The organism is Stenotrophomonas sp. YJH_SMC_19, assembly GCF_059367915.1.
Map to the genome: position 1 here is coordinate 67,176 of NZ_JCAFRI010000009.1, position 14,536 is coordinate 81,711.

The window sequence follows — 14,536 nt, forward strand, 5'->3', positions numbered from 1 at the left end:
GGGATCAGGCAGTACGCGGCGGGAAGCCTGCGTCGTTCACTGCGGCGAAGACGTCTTCCTGCGATGCGGTGGTCTGCACCTTGACCAGGCCGGTCGGCGGGTCGGCGACCACGCTGGCGTTGGGATCGATCTGCTGGATCGCACGGGTCACGCTGCGCGCGCAGCCGCCGCAGGTCATGCCATCGACATGGAATTCCATCTGTAGCTCCTTCGGTGCTCTTGGGGTGGAGTCAGTGTGCACCTTCCAACGATGTCAGGGTCAAGCGCCGGGCTGAACGAAAGGCAAGGCGCCGACAAAAAAAACGGCAGCCACCTGTACCAGCGCGGCTGCCGTGGAGGAACGTCCCCGCCAGGGCGGGGCGTGAGTTGCACCGGGGCGCGCCCGGGCAACCCGGTGTTGCCTTAGAACTTCCAGGTAGCGCCGAAGTACAGCTGGCGGCCTGCATAGGTATTGGAGACCAGGCGTGCCTTGGTGTCGCTTCCCAGGTGCACGCGCTGCTCGGACTTGGTGGCATTGATCACCGAGGCGGTCAGGGTCCAGTCCGGAGTCAGGTTGTAGGCCACGTTCAGGTCCAGCTGGTCATACGGCTCGGTGTAGACGGTGAGGCCATTGTTGAGCCCACCGACCACCTGGCCGCGACGGTTGAACGAGGCGCGCGCGAGGAACTTCTCGTTCTCGTAGAAGACCGTCACGTTGGCCTGGTTCTTGGCGCTGCCGACCAGCGGCGAGGAGCCGATTTCCTGCCCGTCCAGAACAATGGAAGCCAGGTTGGTGTCGTTGTAGGTGTAGTTGGCCTGCACGCCGAAGCCGAAATCGAAGGTGTACTGGCCATACAGCTCGACGCCCTGCGACACACCATCGCGGCCATTGGCCTGGGTCTCGTAGCGCTGCACGTTCACCGCTTCACCGTTGATGACCATGGGCGTGTCGCGCACCACCGGCAGGGTGAAGTTGTCCACGTTCTTGCGGAACAGGCTGACGCCGGCGACCGCGCCAGGCTGGAAGTACCACTCCAGGCCCAGGTCGAACTGGGTGGCCTTGAACGGCTCCAGCTGCTTGTTGCTGCCCTGGCCGACCCAGCCTGCGGTCGATGCGCCACCGGCAACGCGGCGATCATTGACGTACTCCTCGCTGTAGTAGCTCAGCGCGCCCGGTGCTGCGATATCGGTGTAGCCAGGGCGGGCGATCACCTTCGATGCGGCACCACGCAGCACCAGCGTGTCGGTGATGTCCCATGCAATGTTGAAACTCGGCAGCACGTCGGTGTAGGTGCGGTCCACGCCGATCAGGCTGTAGGTCTTGCTCTGCGCCAGGTCATGCGGCAGGCGCACGAAGCCGCTCTCGCAGCTGTAGGTCGGGTAGGCCGCAGCGGCGGGATCGGTGCACGCCATCGGCGCGCCGGACGCGTTGTCCAGGAAGTAGTCGTTGAACTTCTCGATCGAGTCGGAAGACTGCGCGAACTGCTTGGTGCGCACCACACGCACGCCGACATTGCCGCGCAGGCGCTCGGTGCGGAAGTTGGCCTGGAAGTAGCTGGAGTAGATCTTCTCGTTGACGTTGTAGACGAAGTCTTCCTCGGTACGGTTGTGCGAACCACCGTAGGTCTTGTTCAGATAGTCGATGTACGCCGGGTAGTTGATGCCCGGGAACACGTTGGCATTGAAGCCACCGGCAATGTTGCTGATCGGGTTCGACAGGAAGAAGCCGGGCTGCGCATCGCCGGCAGTCGGATCGCAGCCACTCTGGTAGCGGCTGTTGTCATAGTCGGCCGGGTCACGGCCCGGGCATACCCAGTAGGTGTTGCCGGTGTTGCGGTGGACCTTGCCATCACGGTACTTGGCACCGAACTGGATCGAATCCAGCCAACCGGACTCGAACAGCTTGGTCACGTCGGCCTGGAAGTAGTTCTGCTTGACCTCGGTGCGCTTCCACGACGAATCGGTCGAGCCGGTGTCGACTTCGGCGATGCCGTTCATCAGCTGCTGCTGCAGGTCGGGCGAGAAGGTGGCAGACGGCGTGCCGGTCAGGTCCCATGCGCTGTACTGGTTACCGGACAGGTAGTCGTTGCCGACCTTGCGGCGCGGCTTGGCCGACATGCGGAAGTTCATCGACGGACCACCTTCAGACCAGGTGCGGCCACCGGTGAACGAGGCCTTCCACAGCGGGCTGATGTCCCAGTCGATGGTCAGGTCGGCGGTCTGCGACAGCGCCTTTTCCTTGCTGTAGCCACCGGTCAGCTGCGGTGTCGGAATCGTGCAGTCGTCCGGGCCCCAGCCGCCGGGCTTGAGGCCGGCGGCCTTGGCCTGGTCTTCGCTGCAGTAGTAGGTCTTTCCGGCCAGCTTTTCGAACTGGGCACCGGTGACGGTGTTGCCGCTGGGGTCGAAATCCAGGCCGTTGAGCAGGCGGCCGCCGGCCCAGTTTCCATCGCCGTTGAAGCGGGCCATGCTCCATTCCGGAATCTTCAGCATGTTCTGGGTGTAGTCACCCTGCAGCTCGAAGCGGAAGTAGTTGGCGGTCATCGTGACGTTGTCGACCGGCTTGAACTGGAAGGTCAGCTGGCCGCCCTTGCGCTCGCGCTTTTCTTCCTTCACGGCGAAGTTGACCGAGGTCGGCATGAAGAAATCGCTGTAGTTGCCGCCGGTCTGGTTGTTGAAGCCGGACTTGCCCCACCAGTAGTGGATGCCATCCTGCTGCTGCACGTTGCCATAGGCGTCGCGTGCCTTGCCGGCGCCGTACCACTGGTAGTCCTCGGTGCTGGCTTCCATGGTACGGGTCGTGCGCTTCTGCTGCGTCACGCCGACCAGCACGCCGAAACGCTCATCCTTGCTGTGCCACGAATACAGGGCCGAGGCCTGCGGGTCGATATCGTGGTGGGTATCGGAGGAGGTGCCCTCAAGCGTGACGAAGCCCGAGTTGGACTCCATGTCCAGCGGACGGCGGGTGTGCAGGATGACCGTACCGCCGATGCCGCCTTCGTCGATGCGTGCTTCCGGCGACTTGAACAGCTCGGCGCTGGACAGCATGTTCGACGGCAGCAGGGTGTAGTTGAACGAGCGGGTGGCTTCGTCGTTGGTTTCCGACGTGGCCACGTAGTTGCCATTCAACTGGGTCAGGGTCAGGTCCGGCGCAAGGCCGCGCACGCTGACACTCTTGCCTTCACCACCGCTGCGGGTGATGATCACGCCGGGCACGCGCTGCAGTGCGTCGGCCACGTTCTTGTCGGGGAACTTGCCGACGTCCTCGGCGGTGATCACTTCGACCACGGCGTTGGCGTCGCGCTTCTGCTCAAGGCTCTTTTCGATGGCGTAGCGGTAGCCGGTGACCTGGACGCTGTCCAGGTTGGTCGCTTCCTGCGAGCCGCTGGTGGTTGCCTGCTGCGCGGCGGCGCCGGCCGGAACGACGGCGGCGGCCAAGGCCAGCGCGACGGCCAGCGACAATGCGTCCTGGCCATGCGTACGTGTTGAATGCTTCATTCCCATCTCTCCCTCTCTCCTGGATTGATCCGGTGACGTGGCACGGACAACTTGAATCGATCTAATTTGAAGTGACATTGTCGCTATCGCCATGCAGTGGCAGTTGCACCGTACGCGTGGCCTGGTACGTCCTGTTGCCGCTCCCCCAACTCCCGGCCATCGCAATGTCGTCTTGGATCGATCTAAGCGATGGGCGGGCGTTTTTTAGCATGGGTCGCCCGTGGGCGCATGCTGCTCCGCAATATGGTACTGGCGTGGCGAAGGGATGACGGTTTGCTGAAACCAGTGAAATCGTTTTCGTGCGCAGGGGAGGGTGGGTCGGCAGGGCTGCGCCCTGCACCTGCTCGACGCCAAGGCCAAAGCCAAAGCCAGAACGGCTCCGGTTTTCTGTGGGTTAGGCGGGGCGGTGTCGGATTGCGGGGACGCCGTAAACCCGTCCATGGGGGCTTGGCCGCGGCATCCATGCCGCGGACACCCCGCAATCCGACACCGCCCCGCCTTCGACAGTTTCCCGGTGACGGTTGGATTGATCCTGGAACGACATGGGGTGCTGGGGTCAGATCCGTTTTCCTTTGGAAAACGGATCTGACCCCAATCGATTTCGTTATCCGACAGAGATTCATCCACGCATGGCGTGGATCCACAGATCGCGGAAATCTGTCGAAGGCGGGGTGGGTCCGGTTGCGGGGGTGTCCGCGGCATGGATGCCGCGGCCAAGCCCCCAGGGACGGGTTTACGGCGTCCCCCGCAACCGGACCCACCCCGCCATCCCACGGATAGTCGGCTTTTGCTGTTGCTTCGGCTTCGGCTTCGGCTTCGGCAGGTGCAGGGCGCAGCCCTGCCGAACACCCCCTCTCATGCTGCGCCGCAGAATGCATTCGGCTGAAGCCGCATGCTCTACTTGAATCGATCTAAATCCACGGTCTGGTGGGTCGGGCGTCATTCCAGGGGGAGCTCTCTGCGGGTCAGGGCAGGGCTCAGCGGAACGGTGCCGGACGGCCCCGGCCGTCTGCCTCCGCGTCATCGACTACAGGAACCCGACATGCGTCCAGTGCCGTCCGCTCCCGCCGTCCCATTGTCCTCCCGCCCGCTGGCGCGCCTGGCCTGTCTGCTGGCGCTTTCGGCCATGCCGATGCTGCTGCAGGCCGCACCGGCGGCGCTGGAACGCGAGGTCAACACCTTCATCGGCAGCAAGGACGACGGCAATACCTTCCCCGGCGCATCGGCACCGTTCGGCCTGATCCAGGTCAGCCCGATCGGCAGCCACTATTCGGGCTGGCGCTACGACGACGAGAAGATCCGCGGTTTCGGCCACTCCTTCATCTCTGGCGCCGGTTGCTGGGAGCAGGGCGGGCAGGTGTCGATCCTGCCGGTCACCGGCAGCATCGGTCCGGGCGGCGATTTCGATACTGCTGACGCCAAGAACTTCAACCACAAGACCTATGCCGCTTCGTACACGCATGACGGCGAGATCGGCCAGGCCGGCTATTACAAGGTGCGCCTGACCAGCTACGGCGGCATCGATGCCGAGGCCACCGCGCGTACACGTGCCGCGGCCGAGCGCTACACCTTCAGCCAGCGCCAGGGCGAGGGCCACGTGCTGGTCAATGTTGGCCAAGCCAATGAGCGCCATTCGGTGATCGGCAGCGTGGTCGATGTGGTCGGCGACCGCGTGGTCGAGGGCAAGCTGGTGACCAAGAGTTTCTGCGGCGGCCATCAGTACACCACCTGGTTCCGCATCGAGTTCGACCGCCCGTTCAAGGCGCATGGCACCTGGGGCGAGGGCGGCGGCCTGCCGGGTGCGCGCCACAGCATGGAAGGCGAACAGAAGCCGAATGGTGCCTGGCTCAGCTTCGACCTCGCCAAGGGCCAGTCGGTAACGGCGATCAGCGCGATATCGCATGTGGATGCCGAAGGCGCGCGTACCAACCTGCGCGCGGAAGGCATGCAGGGCGGCGCGCTGCTCGGTTTCGATCGGATGCGGGCGCTGTCCCAGCAGTCGTGGCGCGAGCAGCTGGGCCGGGTGCGCGTGCAGGGCGGCACCGCCGACGACCGCGCCGTGTTCTACAGCGCGGTCTACCACGCGCTGCTGCAGCCGATGACCGGCAACGACGCCGACGGCCGCTACCGCGGCTATGACGATGGCATCCACCGTGCCGATGGCTGGACCTACTACGAGTACTTCTCGCTGTGGGATACCTACCGCGCGCAGAACCAGTGGTTGGCGCTGACCCGCCCGGACGTGGCGCGCGACATCGGCCGTACCCTGCTGGCGATCGACGAGCAGGGCGGCTGGCTGCCGCGCTGGGGCTATGCCAACTTCGAGACCAACATCATGACCGGCGATCCGGTCACCCCGTTCATGGTCGACCTGTGGCGCTTCGGTGCGCTCAAGGGCCGTGAATCGCAGGCCTGGGATGCGCTGCGCCGCAATGCCTTCGGCACGCCGCCGCTGAACTCACGCATGGCCGGCCGTTCCGGCAACCCTACCTACCTGGACAAGGGCTATGTGGTCTACGACCGCGCGTTCCCGTCCAAGGGCATGGACGTCGATCCGCACCACGGCGGTTCGGCTACCTTGGAATACGCACTGGCCGACTGTGCGCTTTCGCAGATGGCCGATGGCCTCGGCCATGCGCAGGACGCGGCGACGCTGCGTGAGCGCGGCCGCAACTGGCGCAAGGTGTGGGACCCGCAGGTGCGCGACGCCGAGACCGGCTTTACCGGTTTCCCGCGCCCGCGCACCGAGGACGGCCAGTGGTACACCCCGGCCGATGGCCACTACAGCCCGCGCTCGCACCACGGTTTCCATGAGGGCACGGCGTGGCAGTACCAGTGGCTGGCGCAGCAGGACGTGCCGGGGCTGGTCGAAGCGATGCAGGGCCGCGAACAGGCCGGCCGCCGCCTCGACGCGTTCTTCGCCATGGACGCGCTGCAGGCCGATCCGCTCAATGCCGCCCGCAAGGAGTGGGTGGTCGGGCCGTACAGCTACTACAACCAGTTCCGCTACAACCCGAACAACGAGCCTGACCTGCACTCGCCGTGGCTGTACACGCTGATCGGCCAGCCGTGGAAGACCGCGGCCGTGGTGCGTGCCGCGCAGCAGTTGTTCACCAATGCGCCCAATGGCGTGACCGGCAACGACGACCTCGGCACGATGTCGGCCTGGTATCTCTTCAGCGCCATCGGCGTGTATCCGGCGGTGCCGGGCAGCGGCCAGTTCCTGCTGCACACCCCGCGCTTCAGCAAGGTGGAACTGGACATGGGCAATGGCCGGACGCTGCGCATCGACGCGCCGGGTGCCGATGGCCGCCGCCTGCAGTACGTTCAGGGCGTGCAGGTCGATGGCCAGGCGCATGCGCCGGTCTGGCTGGACTGGAACCAGCTGCAGCAGGGCCCGCGCCTGCAGTTCGCGCTTGACGCGAAGGCCCCGGAGCAGGGCTGGGGTACGGCGGTGAAGGACCTGCCGGTGTCCTGGTGCGCGGCACCGGGTAGCCAGCTGCGCTGAGCCGGACTGTGCCGTTCGCGGTGACCCAGCGAACGGCACGGCACGACACGGCCCTGATCCATTAGGCTTGAGCCTCCAGCGGAGTCCGGGAAGACGATGAACGACAACGGCAGCAGTCCCAGCAAGCGCGCCGGCAAGGCAGTGACGGTGACCGACATCGCGCGTGCCATTGGCGTGTCACGGGCGACCGTGTCGCTGGTGTTGCGCGGCAGCCCGCTGGTCAACGTCGATACCCGTGCCAAGGTCGAGGCCGAGCTGCGCCGGCAGCGCTATGTCTACAACCGCGCTGCCGCCAACCTGCGCCGACGTACCTCGTCGAGCATCGCGCTGGTGATCAACGATCTTTCCAACCCGTTCTTCGCCGAATTCGCGTCCGGCGTGGACGAGGCGCTGGGCGGACGCGGTTACGTGACCCTGCTCGGCAGCACTGGCGAATCGCCGGAGCGCCAGCAGGCGGTGCTGTCCACGTTGATGGAGCACACCCCGGCCGGCCTGATCCTGTCGCCGGCCGAGGGCAGCGATACCGTGCAGTTGCGACAGGCACTGGGTGCCAATGCCAACGTGCTGCTGTTCAACCGCGAACTGGAAGGGGCCGACTGGGACTTCCTGACCCTGGACAACCAGCACGGCGCCTATCTGGCCACGCGTCACCTGATCGAGCGCGGCCATCGCCAGATCGCCTTCTTCGGCGGCCACGCCGCATCCAGTTCCTGCCACCAGCGCCGCGCCGGGTTCCAGCAGGCGCTGGCCGAGGCCGGGCTGTCGCTGCCGCCGGGTTGGATGATCGAGTCGGCGCCGAACCGCCTGGAAGCGGCAGCGCGCACCGATGAGCTGTTTGCCGATGGCCATCGGCCGAGTGCGGCGGTCTGCTACAACGACACCGTCGCGCTGGGCCTGATGCTGGGCTTGAATTCACGGGGCATCCGTCCGGGCGGTGACTTTGCCGTTACCGGCTTCGACGATATTTCCGAGGCTGCGGTGGCGGTGCCGCCGTTGACCACGCTCACCGCCGATCCGCGCGAGCGGGGCCGGCAAGCTGCGGCGCTGCTGCTGCAACGACTGGACGAACCGGACGCGCCGCCACGGCGCACGGTCGCGCCGGTGCAGTTGCGCATCCGCGAAAGCAGTGCCGCACGACCGAACTGATTTATTCCATACACCCCTTCCACGCAACAACGACCTTCCGCGCATCGAGGCGCGTACCGCATGCCGATCTCCGCAACGCCCCGTCCAACGGGATCTTCGGGCAACGCACCTGCCGTCACCAACGGCAAGGCGCTGGCCGTGGTCACCACGATCTTCTTCATGTGGGGCTTCCTGACCTGCCTCAATGACATCCTGATCCCGCACCTGAAGGCGGTGTTCGAGCTGAACTACGCCAAGGCGATGCTGGTGCAGTTCACCTTCTTCGGCACCTATTTCCTGATGTCGCTGCCGGCGGGTCGGCTGGTGGCGGCGCTGGGCTACAAGAAGGGCATCGTGGCCGGCCTGGTGATTGCCGGTATCGGTGCGCTGGGCTTCTGGCCGGCGGCCGAGCTGCGCGTGTATGGCGCCTTCCTGGGCGCACTGTTCGTTCTGGCCACCGGCATCACCGTGCTGCAGGTTGCTGCGAACCCCTACGTCGCGCTGCTGGGCCCGGAGCAGACCAGCTCCAGTCGCCTGACCCTGGCGCAGGCACTGAACTCGCTGGGCACGGCCATCGCCCCGATCTTCGGCGGCATGCTGATCCTGTCCAACACGGTGAAGAGTGCCGATGACATCGCGGCACTGCCGGCCGCCGAACAGCTGGCCTACCGTGCCGCCGAGGCGCAGGCCGTGCAGGGCCCGTACGTGGGGCTGGCCGTTGCGCTGGTGCTGCTGGCGCTGTTCGTATACCTGTTCCGCCTGCCGGCACTGAGCGACGCCACCGAGCAGGCCGACCAGGGCCACCACCACAGCTACCTGGATGCGCTGCGCAAGCGCCACCTGCTGCTGGGTGTGCTGGGCATCTTCTTCTACGTCGGTGCCGAAGTTTCGATCGGCAGCTTCCTGGTCAACTACCTGTCGATGCCCAACATCGGCGGCTTCAGCGAGCAGGAAGCCACGCATTACGTGTCGGCCTACTGGACGATGGCGATGATCGGCCGCTTCGCCGGCTCGGCGCTGCTGGCGCGCTTCTCGCCCAGCCGCCTGCTGGCGATCTTCGCGCTGGTCAACGTGGGGCTGCTGGTCACGACCATGCTGACCTCCGGCAACATCGCGCTGTACTCGGTGGTGGCGATCGGCCTGTTCAATTCGATCATGTTCCCGACCATCTTCGCGCTGAGCATCGAGCGCCTGGGCCCGCTGACCAACAAGGGTTCCAGCCTGCTGATCATGGCCATCGTCGGCGGTGCGGTGGTGCCGTACCTGCAGGGCGTGCTGGCCGACCACATCGGTGTGCAGGCCAGCTTCATCCTGCCGCTGCTGTGCTACGGCTACATCATTTTCTACGGACTGGTCGGCGCACGTACGCCGGCTTCCGCAACGCAGGGAGGCTGAGTCCGGAATGGGTTCCATCGTTTGCTTCGGCGAAATTTTGATCGATCTACTAGCGCAGCCGCCGGCCTCGGCCGATACGCCGCGGGCGTTCCTGCAGTACGCCGGCGGGGCGCCGGCCAACGTTGCCGTGGCCGCTGCGCGGCTGGGCGCGAAGACGCAGTTCGTCGGCATGCTCGGCCGTGACATGTTCGGTGACTTCCTGGCCGACAGCCTGGTCGAGCACGGCGTGGGCACGGATTACATCGTGCGTACCGATGCGGCGAAGACCGCGCTGGCCTTCGTCGCCCTCGACGCCAGTGGCGAGCGCAGCTTCAGCTTCTACCGCCCGCCAGCGGCAGACCTGCTGTTCCGTGACAGCGATTTCCAGGCCGCCTGCCTCGACAGCGCGCAGTGCTTCCACGTCTGCTCCAACAGCCTGACCGAGCCGGGCATCGCCGAGGCGACCTTTGCCGGCATGGACCGTGCACGTGCGGCCGGCGCGGTGGTCAGCCTCGATCTGAACCTGCGTCCCGCGCTGTGGCCGGCGAACGAGGATCCGACGCCGCGCCTGTGGCAGGCGCTGGAACGCGCCGATCTGGTGAAGCTGTCGCGCGAGGAACTGGACTACCTGGCCGCGCCGCTGGGCAGTGACGGCGAGGCGACGGTGCTGCGGCGCCTGCTGGCCGCGCAGGCGCGCTGGGTCATCGTCACCGACGGTGCTGCCACGCTGCACTGGTACACCCGCGACAACCACGGCACGGTCACCAGTTTCCGCGTGGCCACGGTCGACACCACGGCTGCTGGCGATGCCTTCGTCGGCGGCGTGCTGGTCGGCCTGCTGGAGCGCGGTGGGGCGGGCGCTGGTTTCGCTGCGTTCTGCCAGGACCCGGAGGCGATCACCGCCACGCTGCGTTTCGGCGCCGCCGTGGGGGCGCTGGCTGTTACCCGCAAGGGCGCGTTCGCCGCAATGCCCTCGCTCGATGAAGTGCAGCAGCTGCTGCAGGCACAGGACATTACCGCATGAGCACCTCGCCCGATTTCCGTTCGCCCGCGTTCCTGCGCGCGCACATCGCCGATACCATGGCGTTCTACCATCCGCGCTGCATCGATCCGGACGGCGGCTTCTTTCACTACTTCCGGGATGACGGCAGCGTCTACGATGCCAGCCACCGCCACCTGGTGAGCAGCACGCGCTTCGTCTTCAACTACGCGATGGCCTACCGCGAATTCGGCAATGCCGAGTACCGCGAGGCGGTCGAGCACGGCGTGCGCTACCTGCGCGAGGTGCACCGCAACCCGGCCACCGGTGGCTACGCCTGGACCCTGCGTGATGGCAAGGTCGAGGACGACATGAACCACTGCTACGGCGTGGCGTTCGTGCTGCTGGCCTACAGTTGCGCGCTGAAGGCCGGTGTCGAGCAGGCCCGCGAGTGGATGGACGAAACCTGGCAGCTGCTGGAAGCGCGCTTCTGGGAGCCACAGCACGGCCTGTACAAGGACGAGGCCGATGGCCAGTGGAACTTCACCGGCTATCGCGGCCAGAACGCCAACATGCACATGTGCGAGGCGATGCTGGCGGCGTTCGAGGCCAGTGGTGAGCAGCGCTATGTCGAGCGTGCGCTGCAGCTGGCCGACAACATGACCCGCCGCCAGGCGGCCAAGGCCGGCGGGCTGGTCTGGGAGCACTACGATGAGAACTGGGAGATCGACTGGGACTACAACCTGGACGACCCCAAGCACCTGTTCCGCCCGTGGGGCTTCCAGCCCGGCCACCAGACCGAATGGGCCAAGCTGTTGCTGATCCTCGATCGCCACGTGCAGGCCGACTGGCTGGTGCCGACCGCGCAGCACCTGTTCGATGTGGCTGTGGCGCGCAGCTGGGACGAGGCGCGCGGTGGCTTGTACTACGGTTTCGCACCGGAAACGCGCCGACAGGCGGGCATGGACGGTGCCCCGATCGGCGGCGACAGCTTCGTCTGCGACGACGACAAGTATTTCTGGGTGCAGGCCGAAACGCTGGCCACCGCCGCACTGATGGCCAAGTGCACCGGTGATGACCGCTACTGGCAGTGGTACGAGCGCATCTGGGCGTACTCGTGGGAGCACTTCGTCGACCATCAGTACGGCGCCTGGTTCCGCATCCTCGATGCCGACAACCGCAAGTACAGCGACGAGAAGAGCCCGGCCGGCAAGGTGGATTACCACACCATGGGTGCGTGCTACGAAGTGTTGAACGTGGTGCGTTGAAGATCGTTTGAATGCAGTAGTGCCAGGCCATGCCTGGCAATCCGGAATCGGTAGCGCCGGGCGACGCCCGGCGGAAAACAGGAGCTCCGCGTGCATCGTCTTTCCCTCGTTGTCCGTCTGCTCCTGCTGCTGATCGCAGTCTCCGCCTTCCCGGCAACTGCAGCCCCGCTGCAGGCGCGATGGGAATTCCGCATGCTGCCCGGCGATGCGCAGGGCGCCGCCCACCCGGGCCTGCAGCAGTGGCGTGCGGCGAAGGTGCCGGGCAGCGTGCACACCGACCTGCTCGCCCACGCGCTGATCCGCGATCCGTACGTCGGTGCGCCTGAGGCAGAGCTGCAATGGATCGGGCTGGCTGCCTGGGAGTACCGCGCCCGCTTCGACGTGGATGCGGCGACACTGGCCAAGCCCAATGCCGAGCTGCGCTTCGATGGGCTGGATACCTATGCCGAAGTCAGCCTCAACGGCAGGCCGCTGCTGCGCGCGGACAATGCGCACCGCACCTGGCGTGCGCGCGTGGAAGGGCGCCTGCGCGCGAGCGGCAATGAACTGCAGATCGTGTTCCGCTCACCGATCCGCACGCTGTTGCCGGGTGTGCAGGCGATGCCGCACAAGATCGCTGGCAATTACCCGTCGCCGTATGGCGATGAGCCGAAGGAAGCGATGGTCGGCAACTTCGCGCGCAAGCCGGCCTACCATTTCGGCTGGGACTGGGGCCCGCGCTATGTCACCGCCGGCCTGTGGCGCGGGGTCGACCTGCAGGCCTGGGATGCGCACCGCCTGACCGATCTTGCCGTGCGTACCGATGCGTTGAGCGCGGAGCAGGCGAGGCTGGCGGTATTGCTGCAGGTGGAGCAGGGTAACGCTGCCGGTTCTGCGGTGGTCCATGTCGATGTGCGCGATCCGCAGGGTCGCAGCGTGGCCCAGGTGCAGCGCACGGTGCTGCTGAAGCCCGGCCAGAACGCTGTCGAAGTACCGGTCGAACTGGCCAAGCCGCAGCGCTGGTGGCCGGTCGGCCACGGTGCACAGGACCGCTACACCGTGCAGGCCCGCCTGGACGGTGGCGCCGATGCAGCGCTGGTGCGCGAGCAGCGTATCGGCCTGCGCACGGTTGAACTGCGCCGCGAGGAAGACGGTAAGGGCGGGCAGGGCTTCGCTTTCGTCATCAACGGCGTGGAGATCTTCGCAAAGGGCGCCAACGTCATTCCGTTCGATGCCTTCCCCGCACGCGTCGATGCCGCGCGCCTGCGCCAGGTGCTGACCGCCGCACGCGACGCCAACATGAACATGCTGCGCAACTGGGGTGGCGGCTACTACGAGGACGATGCCTTCTTCGACATCGCCGACGAACTGGGCCTGCTGGTCTGGCAGGACTTCATGTTCGGTGGTGGCATGCAGCCGGGCTACGATCCGGCCTTCCGTGCCAGCGTGGTGGCCGAGGCACGCGACAATGTGCGCCGGCTGCGCCATCACCCCAGCATCGTGCTGTGGTGTGGCAACAACGAGGAAGAAACCGCCTGGAAGGACTGGGGCCACGGCCGCGACCTGAAGGCGGCCGACCCGGCGTTTGCCGAGAAGGTCTGGCAGGGCTATGTCGACCTGTTCGGCAATGATCTGCGTCAGGTAGTGAGTGAGGAGGGCCTGGGCGTGCCGTACTGGTCCAGCTCGCCCAGCAACGACCTTGACGAAAAGGCGAACGACTCGACCCGTGGCGACAAGCACTACTGGCAGGTCTGGGGCAATCCGGCGCTGCCGGTGCAGGCTTACCTGCGCGAGACGCCGCGCTTCATGTCCGAGTACGGCCTGCAGGCATGGCCGCCGTTGGCCACCGTGGACCAGATCGCCACCCGCGCCGAGCAGCGCATCGACAGCCCGGTGATCCGCGCGCACCAGAAATTCATGGCCGGCGAGGGCAACAGCCGCCTGCTGCACTACATCGAACTGGGCTACGGCACGCCGAAGGACTTCGAGGACTTCGTCTACCTCAGCCAGGTGATGCAGGCCGATGGCATCGCGCTGGCCGCGTTGCACCATCGCGCTTCGCGGCCGTACACCATGGGCTCGCTGTACTGGCAGCTCAACGACGTCTGGCCGGGTGCTTCATGGTCCAGCGTGGACTACTTCGGTCGCTGGAAGGCATTGCATTTTGCCGCGCGGCGCTTCTTCGCGCCGGTCACGCTGGCGGCATTGCGTGATGAGGGTAGTACGCGGGTGCGCCTGATCAATGATGGCGCTGCCGCAGATGCACGCTGGCGGCTGCGGGTGATGGATGTGGATGGCAAGGTGCTGCGTCGTCGCGAGGACGCGGTGACGTTGACGGCGGCGGGCGTCACCTCGATTGGTGATTTCCGCGATGCCGAGCTGCTGGCCAGTGCCGATCCGAAGCGCACGGTGGCCGTGTTCGAGCTGCTGCAGAACGGGGCGGTCAGTGCCCGCCAGATCGTCGGATTCGTCGAAGCCAAGGACCAGGTGTTGCCGCGGCAGAAGCTGAAGGCCACCTTGTCCATCGAAGGCGATCACTACCGTCTGCGCCTGGAAAGCGCGACTTACGTGCGCGCGACGTGGATCGATTTCGGCGCGCTGGATGTGCAGATCGAAGACAACCTGCTGGACCTGCTGCCGGGCGAGACCCGGGACATTGCGGTGCGCGGCCCGGTGGACCTGACTGCCCTGCGCGAAGCAATGAAGCTGAAGACCCTCAACGATCGTTGAGGGCGGCGTATCCCGCATTGGCAGGTGCCAACCTTGGTTGGCACACCCCGAACATGCCAACCAAGGCAGGCATCTACCAGAAGCGGAGACGGGTAGGTG

At 66.0% G+C, this 14,536-nt stretch carries 8 protein-coding genes; 6 read left to right on the forward strand and 2 right to left on the reverse strand.

All coding sequences use genetic code 11. From position 1 onward, the window contains the following. Positions 1 to 4: 4 nt before the first annotated feature. Both AC5P5R_RS11520 and AC5P5R_RS11525 read right to left on the reverse strand, forming a co-directional pair. Complete coding sequence (locus AC5P5R_RS11520) at positions 5 to 199, reverse strand: heavy-metal-associated domain-containing protein (protein WP_005409441.1); 195 nt, start codon at positions 197 to 199, stop codon at positions 5 to 7. A gap of 203 nt (positions 200 to 402) precedes the next feature. Further along, entirely contained in the window at positions 403 to 3,480 is a 3,078-nt protein-coding gene (locus tag AC5P5R_RS11525; protein WP_111722978.1) for a TonB-dependent receptor, read from the reverse strand. 1,036 nt (positions 3,481 to 4,516) lie between these two features. On the opposite strand from AC5P5R_RS11525, the gene AC5P5R_RS11530 reads away from it, so the two are divergent. The 6 genes from AC5P5R_RS11530 to AC5P5R_RS11555 all read left to right on the forward strand — a co-directional run bounded on the left by AC5P5R_RS11530 (position 4,517) and on the right by AC5P5R_RS11555 (position 14,437). Next, positions 4,517 to 6,982 (forward strand): GH92 family glycosyl hydrolase, encoded by a 2,466-nt coding sequence (locus AC5P5R_RS11530; protein WP_049459806.1) that lies wholly within the window; start codon positions 4,517 to 4,519, stop codon positions 6,980 to 6,982. A 96-nt stretch (positions 6,983 to 7,078) separates the two neighbouring features. Continuing rightward, entirely contained in the window at positions 7,079 to 8,128 is a 1,050-nt protein-coding gene (locus tag AC5P5R_RS11535) for a LacI family DNA-binding transcriptional regulator (RefSeq protein WP_005413180.1), read from the forward strand. Positions 8,129 to 8,188: 60 nt separating this feature from the next. Beyond that, entirely contained in the window at positions 8,189 to 9,502 is a 1,314-nt protein-coding gene (fucP, locus tag AC5P5R_RS11540; protein WP_005409446.1) for an L-fucose:H+ symporter permease, read from the forward strand. A gap of 7 nt (positions 9,503 to 9,509) precedes the next feature. Continuing rightward, positions 9,510 to 10,505: a carbohydrate kinase family protein gene (locus AC5P5R_RS11545; RefSeq protein WP_005409447.1), complete on the forward strand. Its 996-nt coding sequence runs from the start codon at positions 9,510 to 9,512 to the stop codon at positions 10,503 to 10,505. Continuing rightward, a complete protein-coding gene (locus AC5P5R_RS11550; RefSeq protein ID WP_099561859.1) occupies positions 10,502 to 11,728 on the forward strand; it encodes an AGE family epimerase/isomerase in 1,227 nt (408 codons plus the stop codon). The genes AC5P5R_RS11545 and AC5P5R_RS11550 overlap by 4 nt, the downstream gene beginning before the upstream one ends. A gap of 90 nt (positions 11,729 to 11,818) precedes the next feature. Then, complete coding sequence (locus AC5P5R_RS11555) at positions 11,819 to 14,437, forward strand: beta-mannosidase (protein ID WP_100438481.1); 2,619 nt, start codon at positions 11,819 to 11,821, stop codon at positions 14,435 to 14,437. Positions 14,438 to 14,536: the final 99 nt, after the last annotated feature.

Excerpts from the sequence above, each read along its gene's own strand:
- AC5P5R_RS11550 (WP_099561859.1), top strand. The coding sequence starts at position 10,502 with ATGAGCACCTCGCCCGATTTCCGTTCGCCCGCGTTCCTGCGCGCGCAC.
- fucP (WP_005409446.1), top strand. The coding sequence starts at position 8,189 with ATGCCGATCTCCGCAACGCCCCGTCCAACGGGATCTTCGGGCAACGCA.
- AC5P5R_RS11520 (WP_005409441.1), bottom strand. The coding sequence starts at position 199 with ATGGAATTCCATGTCGATGGCATGACCTGCGGCGGCTGCGCGCGCAGC.
- AC5P5R_RS11530 (WP_049459806.1), top strand. The coding sequence starts at position 4,517 with ATGCGTCCAGTGCCGTCCGCTCCCGCCGTCCCATTGTCCTCCCGCCCG.
- AC5P5R_RS11545 (WP_005409447.1), top strand. The coding sequence starts at position 9,510 with ATGGGTTCCATCGTTTGCTTCGGCGAAATTTTGATCGATCTACTAGCG.
- AC5P5R_RS11525 (WP_111722978.1), bottom strand. The coding sequence starts at position 3,480 with ATGGGAATGAAGCATTCAACACGTACGCATGGCCAGGACGCATTGTCG.
- AC5P5R_RS11535 (WP_005413180.1), top strand. The coding sequence starts at position 7,079 with ATGAACGACAACGGCAGCAGTCCCAGCAAGCGCGCCGGCAAGGCAGTG.